This is a genomic window from Vibrio agarilyticus (genome assembly GCF_012641465.1).
In the GTDB taxonomy this organism is placed as follows: Bacteria; Pseudomonadota; Gammaproteobacteria; order Enterobacterales; family Vibrionaceae; genus Vibrio; species Vibrio agarilyticus.
Genome location: NZ_JABAIK010000006.1, coordinates 162151 through 183174, shown reverse-complemented (window position 1 = coordinate 183174; position 21024 = coordinate 162151). Strand labels below are relative to the sequence as shown.

Annotated in this window: 17 protein-coding genes, 7 tRNA genes and 1 pseudogene; 24 read left to right on the top strand and 1 reads right to left on the bottom strand. The window is 48.4% G+C overall.

The features are described from left to right. The first annotated feature begins 30 nt into the window (after positions 1 to 30). From ftsB to rpoS, 8 genes and pseudogenes are all read left to right on the top strand, one after another. Positions 31 to 312, top strand: a complete 282-nt coding sequence (gene ftsB / locus HGP28_RS07950) for a cell division protein FtsB (protein ID WP_168835926.1) — start codon at positions 31 to 33, stop codon at positions 310 to 312. Beyond that, positions 313 to 1020: a 2-C-methyl-D-erythritol 4-phosphate cytidylyltransferase gene (gene ispD / locus HGP28_RS07945; protein WP_168835925.1), complete on the top strand. Its 708-nt coding sequence runs from the start codon at positions 313 to 315 to the stop codon at positions 1018 to 1020. It abuts the gene before it with no gap. Continuing rightward, on the top strand, positions 1017 to 1502 hold the full coding sequence (ispF, locus tag HGP28_RS07940) for a 2-C-methyl-D-erythritol 2,4-cyclodiphosphate synthase (RefSeq protein ID WP_168835924.1): 486 nt from the start codon (positions 1017 to 1019) through the stop codon (positions 1500 to 1502). Before ispD ends, ispF begins: the two co-directional genes overlap by 4 nt. A gap of 130 nt (positions 1503 to 1632) precedes the next feature. Further along, a complete protein-coding gene (gene truD, locus HGP28_RS07935; protein ID WP_168835923.1) occupies positions 1633 to 2679 on the top strand; it encodes a tRNA pseudouridine(13) synthase TruD in 1047 nt (348 codons plus the stop codon). Beyond that, positions 2676 to 3458 carry a 5'/3'-nucleotidase SurE gene (gene surE, locus HGP28_RS07930; RefSeq protein WP_168835922.1) on the top strand — a complete coding sequence of 261 codons (783 nt, stop codon included), beginning with the start codon at positions 2676 to 2678 and terminating at the stop codon, positions 3456 to 3458. Before truD ends, surE begins: the two co-directional genes overlap by 4 nt. Position 3459: 1 nt before the next feature. Continuing rightward, a complete protein-coding gene (locus tag HGP28_RS07925; protein WP_168835921.1) occupies positions 3460 to 4086 on the top strand; it encodes a protein-L-isoaspartate(D-aspartate) O-methyltransferase in 627 nt (208 codons plus the stop codon). A 13-nt stretch (positions 4087 to 4099) separates the two neighbouring features. Continuing rightward, positions 4100 to 5038, top strand: a complete 939-nt coding sequence (gene nlpD, locus HGP28_RS07920) for a murein hydrolase activator NlpD (protein WP_168835920.1) — start codon at positions 4100 to 4102, stop codon at positions 5036 to 5038. A 99-nt stretch (positions 5039 to 5137) separates the two neighbouring features. Then, a pseudogene (gene rpoS, locus HGP28_RS07915) lies at positions 5138 to 6124 on the top strand (RNA polymerase sigma factor RpoS). A 75-nt stretch (positions 6125 to 6199) separates the two neighbouring features. Here rpoS and mutS read toward each other — a convergent pair. Continuing rightward, on the bottom strand, positions 6200 to 8791 hold the full coding sequence (gene mutS / locus HGP28_RS07910; protein WP_168835919.1) for a DNA mismatch repair protein MutS: 2592 nt from the start codon (positions 8789 to 8791) through the stop codon (positions 6200 to 6202). 238 nt (positions 8792 to 9029) lie between these two features. Between mutS and HGP28_RS07905 the strand changes: the two genes are divergently transcribed. The 16 genes from HGP28_RS07905 (at position 9030) to HGP28_RS07830 (ending at position 20965) form a co-directional block, all read left to right on the top strand. Next, the gene (locus tag HGP28_RS07905; RefSeq protein ID WP_500691550.1) at positions 9030 to 9521 is read left to right on the top strand and encodes a nicotinamide-nucleotide amidohydrolase family protein; all 492 of its coding nucleotides are present in this window, start codon (positions 9030 to 9032) and stop codon (positions 9519 to 9521) included. Between the two features lie 275 nt (positions 9522 to 9796). Then, a complete protein-coding gene (gene recA, locus HGP28_RS07900) occupies positions 9797 to 10837 on the top strand; it encodes a recombinase RecA (protein WP_168835917.1) in 1041 nt (346 codons plus the stop codon). Between the two features lie 116 nt (positions 10838 to 10953). Then, entirely contained in the window at positions 10954 to 11418 is a 465-nt protein-coding gene (recX, locus tag HGP28_RS07895) for a recombination regulator RecX (RefSeq protein WP_168835916.1), read from the top strand. Between the two features lie 142 nt (positions 11419 to 11560). After that, entirely contained in the window at positions 11561 to 14143 is a 2583-nt protein-coding gene (alaS, locus tag HGP28_RS07890; RefSeq protein WP_168835915.1) for an alanine--tRNA ligase, read from the top strand. A 295-nt stretch (positions 14144 to 14438) separates the two neighbouring features. After that, positions 14439 to 15596, top strand: a complete 1158-nt coding sequence (locus HGP28_RS07885; protein WP_168835914.1) for an aspartate kinase — start codon at positions 14439 to 14441, stop codon at positions 15594 to 15596. 114 nt (positions 15597 to 15710) lie between these two features. Next, positions 15711 to 15908: a carbon storage regulator CsrA gene (csrA, locus tag HGP28_RS07880; RefSeq protein ID WP_004415691.1), complete on the top strand. Its 198-nt coding sequence runs from the start codon at positions 15711 to 15713 to the stop codon at positions 15906 to 15908. A 216-nt stretch (positions 15909 to 16124) separates the two neighbouring features. Then, positions 16125 to 16216 (top strand) — tRNA-Ser (locus tag HGP28_RS07875). A 70-nt stretch (positions 16217 to 16286) separates the two neighbouring features. Continuing rightward, positions 16287 to 16363: transfer RNA gene (locus tag HGP28_RS07870), tRNA-Arg, on the top strand. A gap of 29 nt (positions 16364 to 16392) precedes the next feature. Then, positions 16393 to 16484: transfer RNA gene (locus HGP28_RS07865), tRNA-Ser, on the top strand. 70 nt (positions 16485 to 16554) lie between these two features. Further along, positions 16555 to 16631, top strand: a tRNA-Arg gene (locus HGP28_RS07860). A 105-nt stretch (positions 16632 to 16736) separates the two neighbouring features. Further along, positions 16737 to 16813: transfer RNA gene (locus tag HGP28_RS07855), tRNA-Arg, on the top strand. Positions 16814 to 16891: 78 nt separating this feature from the next. Then, a tRNA-Arg gene (locus tag HGP28_RS07850) sits at positions 16892 to 16968 on the top strand. Positions 16969 to 17046: 78 nt separating this feature from the next. Beyond that, a tRNA-Arg gene (locus tag HGP28_RS07845) sits at positions 17047 to 17123 on the top strand. 632 nt (positions 17124 to 17755) lie between these two features. Beyond that, the gene (locus HGP28_RS07840; RefSeq protein ID WP_168835913.1) at positions 17756 to 18013 is read left to right on the top strand and encodes an oxaloacetate decarboxylase subunit gamma; all 258 of its coding nucleotides are present in this window, start codon (positions 17756 to 17758) and stop codon (positions 18011 to 18013) included. A 33-nt stretch (positions 18014 to 18046) separates the two neighbouring features. After that, the gene (oadA, locus tag HGP28_RS07835) at positions 18047 to 19825 is read left to right on the top strand and encodes a sodium-extruding oxaloacetate decarboxylase subunit alpha (RefSeq protein WP_168835912.1); all 1779 of its coding nucleotides are present in this window, start codon (positions 18047 to 18049) and stop codon (positions 19823 to 19825) included. Positions 19826 to 19834: 9 nt separating this feature from the next. After that, positions 19835 to 20965 carry a sodium ion-translocating decarboxylase subunit beta gene (locus HGP28_RS07830; RefSeq protein WP_168835911.1) on the top strand — a complete coding sequence of 377 codons (1131 nt, stop codon included), beginning with the start codon at positions 19835 to 19837 and terminating at the stop codon, positions 20963 to 20965. The last annotated feature ends 59 nt before the right edge of the window (positions 20966 to 21024 follow it).

Below are 21024 nucleotides of genomic sequence, written 5' to 3'. Positions count from 1 at the left end.
ACCTCTTTCGCTCGATAAGGCATAGTAACGATGCGTCTTTTTTTGCTCTTTTTGCTCTCATTATTGAGTTGGCTACAGTATACCCTGTGGTTTGGTAAAAATGGCATCAACGACTATTGGTCCCTTGAGCAAGACATTGTTGCGCAGCAGCAAGTGAATGCGAAGTTGCAAAGTCGCAACGATGAAATGTACGCCGAAATTGATGATTTGCGTCAGGGGCTTGACGCGATTGAAGAACGTGCAAGACATGAGCTTGGCATGGTTAAAGAAGGTGAGACTTTCTATCGTATGTTAAATCAGGAGCAACCTTAGATGGTATCTGAAAATGGATTCGTTGCGATTGTTCCCGCCGCCGGCGTTGGCAGCCGTATGCAAGCGGATAAACCCAAACAGTATCTGCGTATCGCGCAGCAAACGGTATTGGAACATACGGTCAATAAACTATTAGCGCATCCTCAGATAAAACAGGTTTACATCGCAATTGGCGCTAATGATCCCTACTTTGAGACACTACCTTTGGCCACCCACCCTGCGGTCACTCGTGTCGATGGGGGTAAAGAACGTGCCGATTCTGTGTTATCTGCATTGGAAAAAGTGCTGAGCGACGGTTATGACGGTATGGTTTTGGTGCACGATGCGGCTCGTCCATGCGTGGAATTGGCCGATATTGACCAATTGATCGAACAAGGCAGTATGAGCCCCGATGGGGCGATTTTAGCCACGCCAGTGCGTGACACCATGAAGCGAGGTGATAGCCGTCAATATATCAGTGCCACGGTTGAACGCTGCCAACTTTGGCATGCACTGACGCCCCAGTTTTTTGATGCGAAATTGCTTTATCATGCTCTGGCTGGCGCACTGGCAGCAAAGGTGAACATTACCGATGAAGCCTCTGCCATAGAGTGGTTGGGACGTGCTCCACGATTGGTGGCAAGTTCAAGCGCCAATATTAAGATCACCCAGCCAGAGGATTTGGCTCTAGCTCAGTTTTACTTAACGCATAAAGGGAGAGAGGAATGATTCGAATCGGTCACGGTTTTGATGTCCATAAATTTGGTGGTAATGGCCCGGTTATCATCGGTGGTGTTGCGATACCTTATGAACACGGTTTGATTGCACATTCTGATGGCGATGTTGCACTCCATGCGTTATCTGACGCTTTACTTGGGGCAATCGCCGCCGGTGATATCGGTCGCCATTTTCCTGATACTGACGCCAAGTGGAAAGGCGCGGATAGTCGAGAATTATTAAAGTCGGTTTATCAGTTGGTCAAACAGCGTGGTTACATTTTGGGAAATGCCGACATTACTATCATCGCACAAGCGCCCAAAATGGCGCCATTTATTGAGCAAATGTGCCACACGATTGCATGCGATCTTGAAACCGACATCGGCAATATTAACGTTAAAGCAACCACAACAGAGCAGCTCGGTTTTACTGGACGTAAAGAAGGGATTGCGACCGAGGCTGTAGTGCTATTACAGCGCATGTCACAGGCGTGAGTCTGTGACGTCTGCCTATTAAGGCCACTTGGGTATACACTTACCCATTGAGCGTAAGCTCGAAATGATCACTTTCGCTTGCATTTGATAACCATAACGCAATGCGAATTCGTAAAGCAAAGAGAAAACCATGTCGAATATTTTATCTTCGCTGGCCTACCTTAACGGCAAGCCGACCACGACAGCAAAACTAAAAGTAAAGCCTGAGCATTTTCAAGTCAGAGAGCAGCTGGGGTATCGTTTTTCCGGTAGCGGTGAACACCTGATGGTTCACATTCGCAAAACTGGCGAGAACACCAGTTTTGTCGCGAATGAGTTAGCGAAAGCGTGCGGCGTGAAATCAAAAGATGTTAGTTGGGCGGGGCTAAAGGACCGCCATGCCGTCACGGAGCAATGGCTTAGTGTGCATTTGCCAAATGGTGAAATGCCGAATTTACAGGGTTTTCTAGCTCAATACCCAAGTATTGATATCATTGCCATGACGCGCCATCACAAAAAGCTGCGTCCTGGTGAGCTGTTGGGCAATCACTTTACCCTGACTTTAACCGAGGTTTCCGACGTTGAAGAGGTGCTGGCTCGATTGACTAACATCGCCAAGCATGGCGTACCAAACTATTTTGGCGAGCAGCGCTTTGGTCGCGATGGCAACAACTTAGTTGAGGCTCGGCGTTGGGGGCGCGACAACGTTCGTACGCGCAACGCTAACCAGCGTAGCTTAATGCTTTCAACCGCGCGTTCTTGGATTTTTAACCAGGTGGTCTCTGCGCGCATTGAACAAGGGTGTTTTGACGGTTTTATTGAAGGCGATATCGCTCAAATGGAATCTCAAAATGAGTTGGTCACGGAAGCTACGTTGGCCGATTACCAAGTATTATTAGCGGAACGAAAAGCAGCGATTACCGCTCCCTTAGCCGGTGATAATGCGCTGCCAACCCAAGGAGCTGCACTTGCACTTGAACAGCCTATATTGGAATCAGAGCCTGAGTTAATGCAATTGATCCGCGGCAATCGCATGCGTCATGATCGTCGAGCGATCTCGTTGATGCCCCACGATTTGAGCTGGGAAGTGGCAAAGGACGCGATTACTCTCTCTTTTTCATTGGATGCCGGCTCTTTTGCGACCGCAATTGTGCGCGAATTGGTGGAGGAAATTGTGGTTGAGCGGCATTACTCATGAGTCAAACGTCACAACTTTATCACAACGGCGCTCGTCTGAGCATTTTGTTGAGTAACGACGATGGCGTTCATGCGCAAGGGATCCACGCCTTAGCTGACGCCTTGCGTGATTTGGCTGATATCACGATTGTCGCACCTGATCGTAATCGTTCAGGCGCGTCCAATTCTTTGACGTTAGAACAGCCTATTCGCGTGCAGCAAATTGCGCCGAATGTCTACTCGGTGCAAGGAACACCAACCGATTGTGTTCACTACGCGCTTAACGAATTGATGAAAGACGCGCTGCCCGACTTAGTACTCACTGGCATCAATCATGGAGCGAATTTGGGCGATGATGTGCTGTATTCTGGTACGGTTGCTGCTGCGATGGAGGGGCATTTTCTTGGTGTTCAATCCATAGCACTTTCGCTTGTCGGCCAACATCATTTTGCTACCGCGGCGCAAGTGGCGCGTGAGGTGGTTGAGCAGCATCTTATCTCTGCCATACCAGCCAACCGACTGCTCAATATTAATGTACCCGATAAACCGTATGCGGAGTTAGCCGGCAAAAGAGTGACTCGATTAGGCGCGCGCCATCACGCAGAAGCCATGATTAAGCAACACGATCCACGCGGTCATGATATATATTGGTTAGGCCCTCCCGGTAAAGAGCAAGATGCGGGAGAAGGCACTGATTTTTATGCTATTGATCAGGGGTTTGTTTCAATAACACCACTTCAGGTGGACTTAACCGCTCATCAATCGCTTGCTGCAATGGCACTTTGGTTACAGGACAAATAGCGTGACAAATCCGCATGCACGAACCTTAGTGCATTTTCTTGCCAATCATGGCATCACAGACAGTCAAGTGCTTGAAGCAATATATCGTGTGCCTCGTGAGCACTTTGTTTCTCATGCAATGCATCATCAAGCCTACAGTAATAATGCGTTACCAATCGGACAAGGTCAGACAATTTCACAGCCCTATATCGTGGCGAAAATGACCCAGTTACTTCAATTAGAACGTCATCACCGAGTGCTTGAAATTGGGACTGGTTCTGGCTACCAAACGGCAGTGTTAGCACAGTTGGTCGATTCGGTTTATTCCGTAGAACGGATCAAAACGTTGCAATGGGACGCGAAGCGTCGCTTAAAAGCACTGGATTTGTATAATGTTGCAACAAAGCACGGGGATGGCTGGCTGGGCTGGGCCGCAAAGGGCCCATTTGATGCCATTATTGTCACCGCTGCCGCGAAGTCTGTACCAACCAGCCTTGTGGATCAATTAGCGGAAGGGGGGAAAATGGTGATCCCCGTCGGTGAGTTAGCGCAGCAACTGCTGCTCATTGAGCGCCGTGAGGGTGAGGTGACAACCACTGAGGTTGAAGCCGTCCACTTTGTTCCCTTGATTTCAGGTGATTTAGCGTAAGAGTTTTCAACCTATGTTTAGCCGCATTGCCTTCTCTCTGCTTTTGACGTCTTTGCTTACCGCATGTGTAAGTCGTTACCCTGCGCCAGTTTCCGGATTGAACAAAGATTATGACAGCGTTGAACGGGGGAGCTACCGTGGCAGTTACTATGAAGTGCAAAAAGGCGATACTCTTTATTTCATCGCTTATCTCACAGATAAGAATGTAAACGATCTTATCGTTTACAATCAGCTGGACGCACCCTACACCATATTTCCCGGGCAGAAGTTAAAGTTGTGGGGTGAGAAATATGTCGCGCCACAATTTGGTAAAGTGGTACCAAAGAGCAAACCCAGCAGTGTCGCGGTATCCAAGGTTACAGCGCCAGCGAAAGTCGTTGCGGCGGCCCCTGCCGCGTTACCCAAGCCAACCTCCAATTTGAGTAAAAACTCAGCGCCCAAGGCACCCATTCCCCCAAAGAAGGTGCCATCGAAGGAGGTTGAACAATCTAAACCAAAAGAGTATGTTGTTGCAAAAGGTAAAGAAACGGTTAATAAACCAGCAAAATCTATTACTCCTGTCAATAAAACAGTCAGTAATGCAAAGGTGTCCAAATGGTTATGGCCAACAAAAGGGAGGGTAATTGAAAACTATTCGGCTGGCGAACAAGGTAATAAAGGGATTGATATTGCCGGAAGGCGAGGCCAAAGCATTGTGTCAACAGCCAGTGGTACCGTTGTCTACTCTGGAAATGCGCTCAGAGGCTATGGCAATCTTATTATAATAAAACATAACGATAATTATTTAAGCGCATACGCTCACAACGATCAGTTGTTAGTGAAAGAAGGACAAGGTGTAAAGGCTGGTCAAAAAATTGCCACCATGGGCAGCTCAGGAAGTAAGAGCGTTCGATTGCACTTTGAAATTCGATATCAAGGCAAATCGGTAAATCCGAAGCGGTATTTGCCCTAAACCGAACTTTGAACAGACTTGCGAAACTTAAGACTTGTGAAACTACGAAGCTAACATATTAAGCAGTAATGTTTGCTAACTCGCCAGGGGGAGGCGTTTATGAGCATAAGCAATACAGCAGCCAAAGTTGATGAATTTGAAATGGATCCAAATGCACTGGATACCATAGAAACAGAAGTTGAAAAAACGGCAACAGACGAAAAGGCATCACAACGCGAGGAGTTTGATGCCAGTAACAAAAGTTTGGATGCGACTCAACTTTATCTCGGTGAAATCGGCTTTTCACCACTTCTAACCGCAGATGAAGAGGTGCTTTATGCACGTCGAGCCTTACGCGGCGATGAAGTGGCACGCAAACGAATGATAGAGAGTAATTTACGCCTTGTGGTGAAGATTTCTCGACGCTACAGCAATCGCGGACTGGCATTGCTCGACTTAATCGAAGAAGGCAATTTGGGTCTCATTCGAGCGGTAGAGAAGTTTGACCCAGAACGTGGCTTTCGTTTTTCCACCTACGCAACGTGGTGGATTCGTCAAACGATTGAACGTGCATTAATGAACCAAACTCGCACCATTCGCTTGCCCATCCATGTTGTCAAAGAACTTAACATCTATTTGCGCACCGCGCGTGAACTCTCACAAAAACTCGATCATGAGCCCACAGCGGAAGAAATCGCTGCTCAGCTCGATATTCCAGTTGAAGATGTGAGTAAGATGCTGCGTTTGAATGAGCGCATCAGCTCGGTCGACACGCCAATCGGTGGCGATGGCGAGAAAGCGCTGTTGGATATTATTCCGGATGTAAACAATTCAGATCCAGAAGTCTCGACACAAGATGAAGATATTAAGACCTCTTTAATCGACTGGCTCGATGAACTCAATCCGAAACAAAAGGAAGTACTCGCTCGCCGTTTTGGTTTACTCGGTTATGAACCGTCAACGCTTGAGGAAGTTGGGCGTGAAATCGGTTTGACGCGAGAGCGTGTGCGTCAAATTTAGGTTGAAGGCTTGCGTCGATTGCGTGAGATTTTACTTAAGCAAGGCCTCAATATGGAAAATTTGTTTAGCGTTGAGGACGACGTTTAACCAGTGTGCTGCTGATGCGAAAAGGCGATGGATTGAAACCATCGCCTTTTTATTGGTCAGCGCTTAGAGTGGACTCTAAAGCAGCTGCTTTAATCGATACAACTCTTCGAGCGCTTGACGTGGCGAGAGTTCATCAGGGTTGATCTCGGCAAGAACTTTTTCAACCTCAGATGGCTCAGGGATCAGGCTGAGTTGGTTGGCGACATCGACCGCCGAACGCGGCTGGCTGACAATCGATTGATGTTGGCCTTGCTGCTCTAACTGAGTCAGTTTATTGCGCGCTTGCCGCACCACCTCTTTTGGCACGCCTGCCAGTCCTGCTACTGCCAAACCAAATGATTTACTGGCCGCGCCTTCTTGAACCGCATGCATAAAGGCAATGCTATCGCCATGTTCAATTGCATCTAGGTGCACGTTGGCGAGATTGGGCAGTAATGCGGGCAACTCAGTTAGCTCAAAATAGTGGGTCGCAAATAACGTCATCGCACCGATGCGGCTGGCAAGCCATTCAGCACTTGCCCAGGCCAATGAGAGACCATCATAAGTGCTCGTACCACGGCCAATTTCATCCATTAGCACGAGGCTGTTTTGGGTTGCGTTATGCAAAATATTAGCGGTTTCGGTCATTTCGACCATAAAGGTGGAGCGACCAGAGGCGAGATCGTCTGAGGCACCAATACGAGTAAAGATACGATCAATCGGGCCAATGGTGGCTTGCGCAGCCGGGACATAACAGCCGATATGCGCTAGTAGTGCAATAAGAGCCGTCTGACGCATATACGTCGATTTACCGCCCATGTTCGGGCCGGTAATTATCAACATTTTACGTTCCGGGTTGAGAGCCACAGGGTTGGCAATAAAAGGATCTTTTGCAACGCGTTCAACCACAGGGTGGCGACCAGCTAGAATGTCGATACCCGGCTCTAAGCTCAATACGGGACGGCAATAATCCAATGTCTCGGCACGCTCTGCCAGATTTTGCAGTACATCGAGTTGAGCCACGGCCGCCGCAAGGGTTTGCAAGGTTGCAAGCTGCGGCAGAATCAAATCAAACAATTCGTCCCACAGTTTTTTCTCAACGGCCAGTGCCTTTGATTTTGAATTTAATACTTTGTCTTCGTGCTCTTTCAATTCTTGAATAATGTAACGTTCGGCATTTTTCAATGTTTGACGGCGAACATAATGCGGCGGTACGAGATGACTTTGCCCTCGGCTGACCTGAATATAAAACCCATGAACGGCGTTATAACCGACTTTCAGCGTGTCGATGCCATGACGCTCGCGTTCGTCAGATTCAAGGCGTTCTAAGTATTCGGTCGCGCCATTAGCCAAATCGCGCCACTCATCCAGTTCGGCATTATAGCCTTGAGCAATCACCCCGCCATCTCGAATCACCACTGGTGGGTTATCACAAATGGCACGTTCTAATAAATCGCACAGTTCGGGCAGCGGCGATGCATCGATGCGCAGCTGCTCAAGGTGCGTATGACTTAGGCTAGTCAGATGGCCTGCTAACTCGGGTAATTGCTGCAACGCGTAACGCAGCCGTGCGAGATCTCTTGGGCGTGCGGAACGCAATGCGACACGGGCTAAAATACGTTCGATATCGCCAATCTGTTTGAGTGTGGGGTTAAGTTCTTCAAACAGTGCCGAGGCTTTAATTTCACCAATCGCATCAAGGCGCTGATCCAACAGTTCGCGAGTGCGCATTGGCTGATGAAGCCAGCGTTTTAACATGCGGCTGCCCATCGCGGTAGCGGTATGATCGAGCACCTCTGCTAACGTATTATCGTTGCCACCCGCAAGATTGACTGTGAGCTCAAGATTGCGGCGAGTGGCCGCATCAAGGATTACTGAGTTATCTTGGCGATCCAGTGTGAGCGAGCGAATGTGAGGCAGCGCGGTACGCTGAGTGTCTTTGACATATTGAATTAAACAACCTGCCGCGCACAAACCCAATGTGGCGTGTTCAACGCCAAAGCCAACCAAATCACGAGTGCCAAATTGCTGATTTAACTGCTGCTTAGCGGTATCAAGCTCAAACTCCCACACTGGGCGACGACGATTACCATGACGATGAGCAAGAAGTTCAACTGGCTCAAAATCTTCAGGAAACAGCAGCTCGCGTGGTGCGGTACGTTGCAATTCGGCCGCCATCGCCTCTTGAGTTGCAGGCTCGGTGAGTTGAAAACGACCTGAGGTGACATCAAGAGTCGCGTAACCAAAATGGCCTTGATGATGAAAAATAGCGCCGATCAGGTTATCAGTTCGTTCCGATAACAAAGCCTCGTCGGTTACGGTGCCGGGTGTGACAATTCGAACAACTTTACGCTCAACAGGGCCTTTGCTGGTGGCAGGGTCGCCAACTTGTTCGCAAATTGCGACCGATTCCCCCAGTTGCACTAACTTTGCCAAGTAACCCTCGACAGCATGATAGGGAACACCTGCCATTGGGATTGGCCCGCCTGCCGAAGCGCCACGCTTGGTCAGCGAAATATCAAGCAGTTGCGATGCACGTTTCGCATCATCATAAAACAGCTCGTAAAAGTCCCCCATGCGATAGAAGAGTAAGATGTCGGGGTTTTCGGCCTTAAGCTTTAGGTATTGCTGCATCATAGGGGTATGCGTGGCGTTTTTGTCTTTTAGCGGGCTGGTCTTCTGTTTCATCTTATTTAGTTCAATGCTTGAGTGGTTGGCATGGCTTCAATATTGGCCGTTCCAATGAGGTGAAATCGGATTGATGAGCTGCAATAAGGCAGCTCGAAATAATAACAAAAATCGGGCCAAAAGAGAATCGAACAGCGCTCATGACTGCACGATGATATTTGAGCTTTTCTCCACTTATGGTTATGTTATTTTTTAACGAGTTAGAAAGCGAAAGCGCCACTGATTATAAAAGGAAAGCGTGATGAGTACGTTAAAGTTAAGCGCTCAGCTTGGGCAGGCACTAGTCCGTCAAGGCCTTATGATGGCAACAGCAGAGTCGTGTACTGGCGGGGGCATTGCGAGTGCGATGACCGATGTTGCAGGCAGCTCCGCTTGGTTTGATCGCGGCTATGTGACGTATACAAACGAGGCCAAGCAGCAAATGCTAAATGTGACCACTCAGGCTCTAGAGCAATACGGCGCGGTGAGTGAGCCTGTTGTTCAGCAGATGGCACTCGGCGCGTTAGGCGTAGAGTTACCACGTACCGCGGTTGCGGTGAGCGGCATTGCTGGCCCAACCGGAGGAACCCCACTTAAGCCAGTGGGAACGGTCTGCTTGGCGTGGGCTGACAGCTACGGTTGGCGTCATTGTGAAACTCGGCACTTTTCAGGGGATCGTGCTCAGGTGAGAGCCGAGGTGGTACGGTATGCGTTGCAAGTGATGCTGGATCATTATGCCGATGATATTTGAGGTTACTTGGGTATAGAATCGCATAGCAATCTTTGTCATGCGTGGAACCCAAAATGTGATGATGCAGGAAAATTTGTACTCGCCTCTGGACACTGTATGAATCAACAGTATAATGACGGCATAAACTCAACTGAGTTGAGATCAATTTAATTCTGCCAATGACGACGGCAATGACGTTTCGCAGATTGTGCCCAATCTTTGCGAGATGGACTCAAGTTGTTGGCTGACCATTTTAGCTAAAGCGCATTCACGCTATTAGTTCAACGGAGAAAGTGATGGACGAGAACAAACAAAAAGCTCTGGCCGCCGCATTAGGTCAAATTGAAAAGCAATTCGGTAAAGGCTCAATCATGCGCCTCGGTGATAACCGAGCTATGGATGTCGAAACCATTTCAACGGGCTCACTTTCTCTTGATATCGCCTTAGGCGCTGGTGGCCTGCCAATGGGCCGCATTGTTGAAATCTATGGACCAGAATCTTCGGGCAAAACCACCTTGACACTGGAACTGATTGCTGCAGCTCAACGTGAAGGTAAAACCTGTGCGTTTATCGATGCGGAACACGCTCTTGACCCTGTTTATGCGAAGAAATTGGGCGTTAACATTGATGAGCTTTTGGTTTCTCAACCTGATACTGGTGAGCAAGCGCTTGAAATTTGTGATGCGTTGGCACGTTCAGGTGCGGTAGACGTAATGGTGGTGGACTCAGTCGCCGCATTGACACCGAAAGCCGAAATCGAAGGTGAGATGGGTGACAGCCATATGGGCTTGCAGGCGCGTATGCTATCGCAAGCGATGCGTAAGTTGACCGGTAACCTGAAGCAATCAAACTGTATGTGTATCTTCATTAACCAAATTCGTATGAAGATTGGGGTTATGTTTGGTAACCCAGAAACCACAACAGGTGGTAATGCGCTCAAATTCTACGCCTCAGTGCGTCTAGATATTCGTCGTACCGGCTCTATCAAAGAGGGTGACGAAGTGGTGGGTAATGAAACCCGCATTAAAGTGGTGAAGAACAAGATTGCAGCGCCATTTAAAGAAGCCAATACTCAAATCATGTACGGCCAAGGCTTTAACCGTGAAGGTGAATTGGTTGATTTGGGCGTGAAGCATAAGCTGATTGAAAAAGCCGGCGCCTGGTATAGCTATAACGGTGACAAGATTGGCCAAGGCAAAGCCAACGCTTGTAATTTCCTGCGCGAACACACAGACATTGCAAAAACCATTGATAAAACATTGCGTGATATGCTGCTATCACCTGCGACAATGGAAGCGCAAGAGGCGGATGAAGCGCCAGAGCAAGAAGAGTTTTAAACTGACTCAGTTTGATATTAAACCCTACTTCGGTAGGGTTTTTTATTGGTGTCGCTGTTTTATTTATCATCGAGTTAAAGACGGCACTCAGCATCTGCCTATGACCAAGGAGTAACATGGCGTATTCCCCTCCACAGAAAATCAGTGCAAAAGAGGCCGCGATTCAATTGCTGAGTCGGCGTGACCATGGCCGTTATGAACTTGAGCAAAAGCTGTTATTGAAAGGGTTTGAGCCGCAGGATGTTGCAGCGACGCTATCGCTGTGCGCCGAATATGGTTATTTGGATGATAGGCGTTTTGCTCAGGCTCAACTGCGTCAGCATTTATACAAAGGCCATGGCGAACGACGAATACGACAAGAACTGCAACAAAAGCGCGTTGACGACACTATTATTGCAGCGGTTCTGGACGAGGCTGAAGTCGATTGGTTTGAACTGGCTCGAACCACGGCGAAGAAAAAATTCAAAGGGCGTATCGCAATGGACGCCAAGGACTATGCTAAGCAGGTGCGCTTTTTACAATATCGTGGGTTTGACTTTGAACAAATTCGCTACGCTCTGGCAAAAGAGGACCATCAGTAGTTCGGGTTTAAGTGCAATAAACGATAGTAGGTGGTCAAAATCGCATCGTCTGCGTTGTTTTCCACCAGAAAACTAGTCGAAGCACTAAGCATGATCTACAATACGGCAAAATTTTCACTCGACGATTTTCAGGAAGAGCTGCATGTACATGAGCACTGATGAGGTTCGCAATGCGTTTCTCAAGTTCTTTGAAAGCAAAGGACACCAGATTGTAGAAAGTTCATCGTTGGTCCCGCACAACGATGCGACCTTATTATTCACCAACGCCGGCATGAACCAATTTAAAGATTGTTTCTTGGGCCTAGAAAAACGTGCCTACACTCGAGCGGCGACGGCGCAGCGTTGTGTACGTGCTGGTGGTAAACACAACGACCTTGAAAACGTAGGTTTCACGGCGCGTCACCACACATTCTTTGAAATGTTAGGTAACTTCAGCTTTGGCGACTACTTCAAAGAAGACGCGATTAAGTTTGCGTGGGAGTTTTTGACCGAAACGTTGCAATTGCCGAAAGAACGTCTGTTAGTCACTGTGTATAAAACCGATGACGAAGCGTTTGAGATCTGGAATCAGCAAATTGGCATTCCTGCCGAACGTATCGTGCGCATTGGTGATAAAGAAGGCGGTAAAGCGTTTGAGTCAGACAACTTCTGGCAAATGGGCGATACCGGTCCTTGTGGTCCATGTACTGAAATCTTCTACGATCACGGCGATCATATTTGGGGTGGTCCTCCGGGTTCGCCAGAAGAAGATGGTGACCGTTTCATCGAAATCTGGAACAACGTATTCATGCAGTTTAACCGTCATGCTGATGGCACGATGGAGCCTCTTCCTAAGCCATCTGTGGATACGGGTATGGGGATCGAGCGTATTTCTGCGATCATGCAGGGCGTACACTCTAACTACGAAATCGATGTGTTCCAAAAACTGATCAAATCGGCGGCAGACACCATAGGTTATGACGATCTGTCTAACCAATCTTTACGCGTGATTGCAGACCACATTCGTTCATGTTCATTCTTGATCGTTGATGGTGTAATGCCATCAAACGAAGGCCGTGGCTATGTACTGCGTCGTATCATTCGTCGTGCTGTGCGTCACGGTAATAAGCTTGGTGCACAAGGCGCATTCTTCTACAAGCTGGTCGGTGTGCTTGCTGAGGTGATGGGTAGCGCAGGTGAAGAGCTTAAGAAACAGCAAGCGCTGGTTGAGAAAGTGCTTCGTATCGAAGAAGAGAACTTCGGACGTACTCTTGAACGTGGCATGACAATTCTAAACGACGCGTTAGATAATCTTGACGGTAAAGTACTGGACGGCGAAACGGTCTTTAAACTGTACGACACTTACGGCTTCCCGGCAGACTTAACCAACGATGTTGCTCGCGAACGTGAACTGGCGATTGATGAAGCTGGTTTTGAGAAAGCAATGGAAGAGCAGCGCCAACGTGCACGTGAAGCGGGGCAGTTTGGTACGGATTACAACGCGGCAATCAAAGTGGATACCGCGAGTGAGTTCTGTGGTTATGCGGCCACAGAAGGTCAAAGTTCGGTGACGGATCTGTTTGTTGACGGCAAAGCGGTCGATGCACTCTCAGCAGGCGACAAAGCGGTCGTTGTGCTTGAGCAGACGCCGTTTTATGCCGAGTCAGGCGGCCAAAGTGGCGATGCGGGTGTATTTAAAACGCCAGCAGGTCTGTTCCGTGTTGAAGATACGCAAAAACTGGGCAATGCGATTGCGCATCATGGTGTAATGGTTGAAGGCGTGTTGGCAAAAGGTGACAATGTTGACGCTTTGGTTGATGCAGAGCGCCGTGCAGCCATTACGCTGAACCACTCAGCAACTCACTTACTTCATGCTGCGCTGCGTCAAGTGCTCGGTACACACGTGACCCAAAAAGGCTCACTGGTGAAAGCCGAAGGCTTGCGTTTTGACTTCTCGCATCTTGAAGCGATGACAGCCGCAGAAATTAAGACGGTTGAACGTTTGGTTAACGCGCAAATTCGTCGCAATCTTGTGATTGAAACTGACATCATGGATATCGACGCTGCCAAAGAAAAAGGCGCAATGGCATTGTTCGGTGAGAAATACGACGACCAAGTTCGAGTGCTTTCGATGGGCGATTTCTCTACTGAGCTTTGCGGTGGTATTCATGCCAATAATACCGGAGATATCGGTCTGTTTAAGATCACATCAGAAAGCGGTATTGCAGCTGGCATTCGCCGTATTGAAGCGGTGACGGGTGAAGCCGCACTGGATGCGATTGAAGCGCAGCAAGATAAATTTGAAGCCAAGCTTGCGGAAGCGGCAACCAAAGCGAAAGCATTGGAAAAAGAGCTCGCACAGCTAAAAGACAAGTTAGCAGCCCAAGCCAGCGCAAGCTTGATTAATCAAGTTAAACAGATCAATGGCATCAAAGTGCTGGTTGCCAAGCTTGATGGTGCTGATAACAAAGCACTGCGCGGTATGGTTGATGAGCTGAAAAATCAACTCGGCAGTGGCGTTATTATGCTTGGCAATGTCGCAGATGATAAAGTCGGCCTGATTGCGGGTGTGACAAAAGACCTTATCGGCCAAGTGAAAGCGGGCGAGCTCGTCAACATGGTGGCGCAGCAAGTTGGTGGTAAAGGTGGCGGTCGTCCTGATATGGCTCAGGCGGGTGGTACCGATGCTGCAGCGCTTCCTGCCGCGCTTGACAGTGTTGAGGCTTGGCTTACTGAGCGCCTGTGATTGATATCACCGGAACGAGCGCTGGACACCAGCGCTCTTAGCCATAATGAAAAGGGTGCGCGTTGGCGCGCCCTTATTTTGTTATACCCGTCCTACTTGAAGTTGCAGCGGTGTTGACGCGCACTCACAAACCTCATCACATAGTGTATCTATGCTCAGAGGCTTTGTTCGTTGGTCGCCTACCTGCATCTTCACGTTGTTTGGGTATATATACCTAAGTGATCCCAAGATACGGCATTCAGAGCCAGCGCGTTGAATGAGATGAACATAGCAGACCCTAAGAAGGTAAACGTTAGTGAATAAGCCAGTCGTGGTGCAAAAGTTTGGTGGCACATCAATGGGCTCTATTGAGCGAATTGCAAAGGTTGCTGAGCATGTAATAGCGGCAAAAGAGGCCGGACAAGACGTGGTGGTGGTGGTTTCGGCAATGGCCGGTGAAACCAACCGTCTATTGGGTCTCGCGCAGCAAATCGATGCGGTGCCACAGGCGCGAGAACTGGATGTACTGCTAGCGGCAGGCGAACAAGTGGCCATGGCGTTGTTGGCTATGACGTTAAATACACGAGGCTATCGCGCGCAATCGCTCAATGGCGCGCAAGCGCGAATTCTGACCAACACTCAACACAATGATGCCACCATTCGTCATATTGATTGCACGCCCATACGCAGGCTATTGGCGCAAGATACGATCGTTATTGTGGCGGGTTTTCAAGGTGTCACTGAACACGGTGATATCACCACACTGGGTCGCGGCGGCTCCGATACCAGTGCAGTGGTGCTTGCCGGCGCGCTCAGTGCCGAGGAGTGTCAAATTTACACCGATGTTGATGGGGTTTATACCAGCGATCCTCGTATCGTGACTGGCGCACGTAAGTTAGCGAGTATTGATTTTGATTCAATGGAGGTGATGGCCAGTTTCGGGGCCAAAGTGCTACATCTTCCTTCAGTACGCTACGCGGCTCAACACAATATCCCATTACGCGTGCTTTCGACGTTTGATACCGACGGTGGAAGTATGGTAGTGCATAGTCAAGCCGCACCAGTGACAGGACTGGCGCTATTAAAAGATGCGGTGCAAGTTGAGTTACATGATGTGAGTCTCGAAACTGTTTTGATCCAATGTCAGTCGGTTGGAATTGAGGTCGTTGCGCATGTTGAGAATGAGAGCAAGCTTCAACTCTTGATAAGACAAGAGGCTTTCGCAAAATTGGAGCTGGTATTTGATAGTAAAATCCACAATAGTGATTGGGTATCTTTGCTGACGCTAGTTGGAACTCAAGCGAGCGAGTTAGCAGAGCACGCAAAATCGCTGCTTGATTCGCAGCATATCACGCCACTCTTGCAAGCAAGCGGAGCGAGCACCGTATCCTTTAGTGTGGTGCCAAATGCCTTAGAGTGTGCGGCTAATATTCTTCATGATACGTATGTGGTTATGACGCCAACGTTTGCGTAGGCGAAAACAGCACTGTTTAACGAGATTGTTGAATAGAGAGTTTACGAAATTATAAATTTTGATGGATAATAGCGAAGTAGCAAGCAAATTAGAGATGACTCAAGGAGCTAAAGAATGTTGATTTTGACTCGCCGCGTTGGCGAAACTCTGATGATTGGTGATGAAGTTACTGTAACTGTGCTTGGAGTAAAGGGCAACCAAGTACGCATCGGTGTGAACGCTCCAAAAGAGGTTTCGGTTCACCGTGAAGAAATTTATATGCGTATACAGGCAGAAAAGGGCAATGGTAACGTTGCTTCTGGCAATTATTAATCGTGCCACACTTAGTGATCGCAATCAAAAAAGGCCAACGTTATGTTGGTCTTTTTTTATCGCTTTTTTATGCTTAGAGAACTGCTCTGAGGCCAGTTGTGTTGGATAAATCGACGCTTTGGTTAAATGCTCGGCACTCAAGCGATTTTCCGCAATTTTTTCACAGAAAGTGTTTGACTTATTTTCGGTAAATCGTAATATGTGCCTCCGCAAGACGGTGAGGTGGCCGAGAGGCTGAAGGCGCTCCCCTGCTAAGGGAGTATACGGTTTATCCCGTATCGAGGGTTCGAATCCCTCCTTCACCGCCATTTTATTGACTGAAAGGTCAATTTTTTTGTTCCTAAAGAAAATCTTTGTGATATAGTTCACATCCTCAGCGCGCTCGTAGCTCAGCTGGATAGAGTACCTGGCTACGAACCAGGCGGTCGGAGGTTCGAATCCTCCCGAGCGCGCCATTCTCTTTATGAGAACAGAAATAAAAAGTGGTGAGGTGGCCGAGAGGCTGAAGGCGCTCCCCTGCTAAGGGAGTATACGGTTTATCCCGTATCGAGGGTTCGAATCCCTCCTTCACCGCCATTTTATTGACTGAAAGGTCAATTTTTTTGTTCCTAAAGAAAATCTTTGTGATATAGTTCACATCCTCAGCGCGCTCGTAGCTCAGCTGGATAGAGTACCTGGCTACGAACCAGGCGGTCGGAGGTTCGAATCCTCCCGAGCGCGCCATTCTTCTTTTCTTTAACGAAAAGTTGAAGTGAGGAACCGTTATATTGCAAAATTAGGCGAAAGCCCTGTTTTTAATTTATTAATAAATTGAAAGCAAAAAACAGCGCGCTCGTAGCTCAGCTGGATAGAGTACCTGGCTACGAACCAGGCGGTCGGAGGTTCGAATCCTCCCGAGCGCGCCATTTCTCTTTAAGAGAAGACAATTTAGGGTAATGCCCAGTGTATCGTTGGATTTTTTCACCGATATACAAAAAAACAGCGCGCTCGTAGCTCAGCTGGATAGAGTACCTGGCTACGAACCAGGCGGTCGGAGGTTCGAATCCTCCCGAGCGCGCCATTTCTCTTTAAGAGAAGAGAATTTAGGGTAATGCCCAGTGTATCGTTGGATTTTTTTCATCGATATACAAAAAACAGCGCGCTCGTAGCTCAGCTGGATAGAGTACCTGGCTACGAACCAGGCGGTCAGAGGTTCGAATCCTCTCGAGCGCGCCATATTATATTAAGGCCTCGCATTTGCGAGGCCTTTTTTATTCGTCCAATTTACTCTTTTCACACTTCTTTAGTCTAATCACTCGACCGTAACCGCACGACATATGCATGTTGCAAAAATGTTGTTAAAAGTGCGTATGTATTCATTAATTGCGGGTTGACGAAAAGACGCATAGTCAAAGTAACTGGCTTTAGTAATTGACGCTCGCATTGTCAGATAGGAGTCGTTAATTGTGCTGACGGTTTACCACTGAGAATCGACTAGTGTGATTATAAATCGCCACCAATTTCATATTTCCCCGAATTTTGTGCTTTAAGCCGCGCTTTGCTTATTTTCAGCATTGCGTGCTTTGCGAATTATAACCTCGCTCTCAGATTTCCTTTCATGGCTCAATTAGGCTGAAAAAAACAGTTAATAGCAGAATTTTTTCTGTCGATTATGTGATCTGGCTTATGAATAAATAATCAAAATTGCGTCAAAAGCTGCGCTGTTATTCAACAAAATTGACAATATTTAACCAATCGAGATAATCGGTGAGTTAGTGTGTTTGCGCTACGATCTGTGCTGCATGGCGCATAGAGAGGCAGTGACGAGAATCAATCAAATGCACTGAACATCATTGAAAGGAAGCAAAATGACAAATATTGGAAGCCTACTTATCGATGCGGCAGCCCTAATGGCAACGGGCATGTGCTTCGTATTTTTATTTCTGACCATTCTTGTCTACTTGGTGCAGTTGATGTCGCGACTGCTACCTGAAGACGCGCCAGAGCCTGTCGCGACGCCCACAAAAAAAATACAGAATCAATCTTCTCCAACCGCTGTCAGTCCGCAAGTTGTGGCGGCAATCTCTGCTGCGGTTCATCAGCACCGTTCAGCGGTCGCGAAATAACAGTTGTTGGAACATAAAAAGGAGTTTTAAAGCATGTCTAAACCATTGGCGCTAACCGATGTGGTATTACGTGACGCCCACCAATCGCTTTTTGCGACTCGCATGCGTATCGAAGATATGCTGCCAATCGCAGCTGAGCTCGACAAAGTGGGGTACTGGTCACTTGAAACTTGGGGTGGAGCAACTTTTGATGCCTGTATTCGTTTTTTGGGAGAGGATCCTTGGGAGCGTTTGCGTGAGCTGAAAAAAGCCATGCCAAACACTCCAATGCAGATGTTGCTACGTGGGCAGAATTTGTTGGGCTATCGTCATTATGCTGATGATGTTGTAGAAAAATTTGTTGAACGCGCTCATACCAATGGTATGGATGTATTTCGCATCTTTGATGCGATGAACGATGTTCGTAATTTCCAAAAAGCGGTTAAAGCAACCGTGGATGTGGGGGCTCATGCGCAAGGTACGCTGTCATACACGACAAGCCCGGTTCACAATACTGACACTTGGGTTGATTTAGCTAAACGTTTGGAAGATCTCGGTTGTCACTCTTTGTGTATCAAAGATATGTCGGGTTTGCTTAAACCTTATGAGGCTGAAGAGCTCATTACGCGCATTAAAGCCTCATGTGATGTGCCATTAGCGCTGCATTGTCATGCCACCACTGGCCTTTCAACCGCCACTGCAGTGAAGGCCGTTGAAGCCGGGATTGATATTCTCGATACCTCAATTTCCTCGATGAGCTGCACGTACGGTCATACACCGACCGAGACTGTGGTTGCTATGTTGCAAGGCACTGAGCGTGATACTGGGCTCAAACTTGAGCAGTTAGAGCCGATTGCGGCGTATTTCAGAGAAGTACGTAAAAAGTACGCCAAGTGGGAAGGATCACTCAAAGGGGTCGATTCTCGAATTTTGATTGCTCAAGTCCCAGGTGGCATGTTGACGAACATGGAAGGTCAACTCAAAGAGCAAGGCGCGGCGGATCGCATTGATGAAGTGCTCGAAGAGATCCCACGCGTGCGTCAAGATCTTGGCTACATTCCACTAGTCACACCAACCTCACAAATTGTTGGTACGCAAGCGGTGATCAACGTGTTGACCGGCGAACGCTATAAGAGCATCACCAAAGAAACCGCTGGCGTGCTCAAAGGCGAATACGGCGCGGCACCTGCGGAAGTCAATGCTCAATTGCAAGCTCGCGTATTGGATGGGGCTAGTGCCATCACTTGCCGCCCTGCCGATCTGCTTGAGGCTGAGCTTGATACTCTAACAGCCGATCTATTGGACAAAGCCAAACAGGATAATATCGCACTGGCTAAAGACGCAGTGGACGATGTTTTAACTTACGCCTTGTTCCCACAAGTTGGGCTTAAATTCCTCAAAAATCGCGGCAACCCTGATGCATTTGAACCAGCGCCAACGTTAGAAGCAGCGCAACCAGCAGTAGCAAGCTCGCCAGTTGCATTAAATACCTCAGTAGAGAGTTATAGCGTTCGCGTCGATGGCCAAGTGTATCAAGTCGAAGTTGGCCCTCAAGGTGAGTTGACCTCTGTGACGCCAGCCGGTGCGAGTGCACCTGCGCCTGCAGCTGCAGCGCCTGCCGCAGAGGCCGTGCCAGCACCGTTGGCCGGTAACATCTTTAAAGTCCATGTTCAACCGGGCAGTGAAGTGGCTGAGGGTGACGTGTTACTGATCCTAGAAGCGATGAAGATGGAAACGGAAGTTCGCGCAGCGCGCAGCGGTATCGTGCAAGAGCTTAATGTTAAAGAGGGCGACGCTGTTACCGTTGGCTCGCCTCTATTGAGCTTGGCGTAAGGGAGTATCATGGAAGGATTGATGACCTTATGGTCTGAAACAGGGATCGCCCATTTTGAATTCGGCCAACTGTGCATGATGGCAGTGGGCTGTGTTTTGCTTTATTTGGCGATCAAGCGTGGCTTTGAGCCACTGCTTTTGCTTCCGATTGGTTTTGGTGCCATTTTAGCTAACATTCCCAACGCAGGTTTTACCGAGCCGGGTGGTATTTTGTACTACGTCTACTACATCGGGATTGAGTCAGGGGTTTTCCCTCTGCTCATCTTTATGGGCGTTGGGGCGATGACCGATTTTGGCGCGTTGATTGCTAACCCTAAAACCTTGTGGCTCGGCGCGGCAGCGCAGTTTGGTATTTTTGCGACTTTGTTTGGCGCAATCATTCTTAACTTCATTCCTGGTATGGAATTTACCATGAAGGATGCGTCATCCATTGCGATTATTGGTGGTGCCGATGGCCCGACAGCCATTTTCCTCGCCAGTCGTCTCTCGCCAGACTTATTGGGAGCGATTGCGGTTGCCGCCTATAGCTACATGGCACTGGTACCAATCATTCAGCCACCAATCATGAAAGCACTGACCACACCAGAGGAGCGTAAGATCAAAATGGCTCAGCTGCGCCACGTCGGCAAAGCGGAAAAAGTGATTTTCCCGCTCGCTGTATTGGCTATGACCATTCTGTTTTTGCCTTCGGCAACACCGCTTGTCGGTATGTTCTGTCTCGGTAACCTAATGCGCGAGGCCGGTGTGGTTGAGCGTTTATCGAAAACCGCGCAGAACGAGCTTATCAATATAGTGACCATATTCTTGGGGCTAGGTGTTGGCTCAAAACTTCAGGCAGATCAGTTCCTTAATTTGGAGACTTTGGGTATTTTGGGCTTAGGTGCGGTCGCATTTAGTATTGGTACGGGTGCGGGCGTAATTATGGCAAAACTGCTGAATAAGTTTTCAAAAGAGGCAATTAACCCGCTTATTGGCGCTGCAGGGGTTTCGGCGGTGCCAATGGCTGCGCGTGTGGTCAACAAGGTTGGTCTTGAAGCTAACCCGCAAAACTTCTTGCTCATGCACGCAATGGGGCCAAATGTGGCGGGTGTCTTAGGCTCAGCAGTTGCTGCGGGTATTTTGCTGGCATTAGTTGGATAAGGCTAAGAATGTTAGCCGACGGGCTTTATAGGATCTGTGCAGACTTGCACAAAGCACAG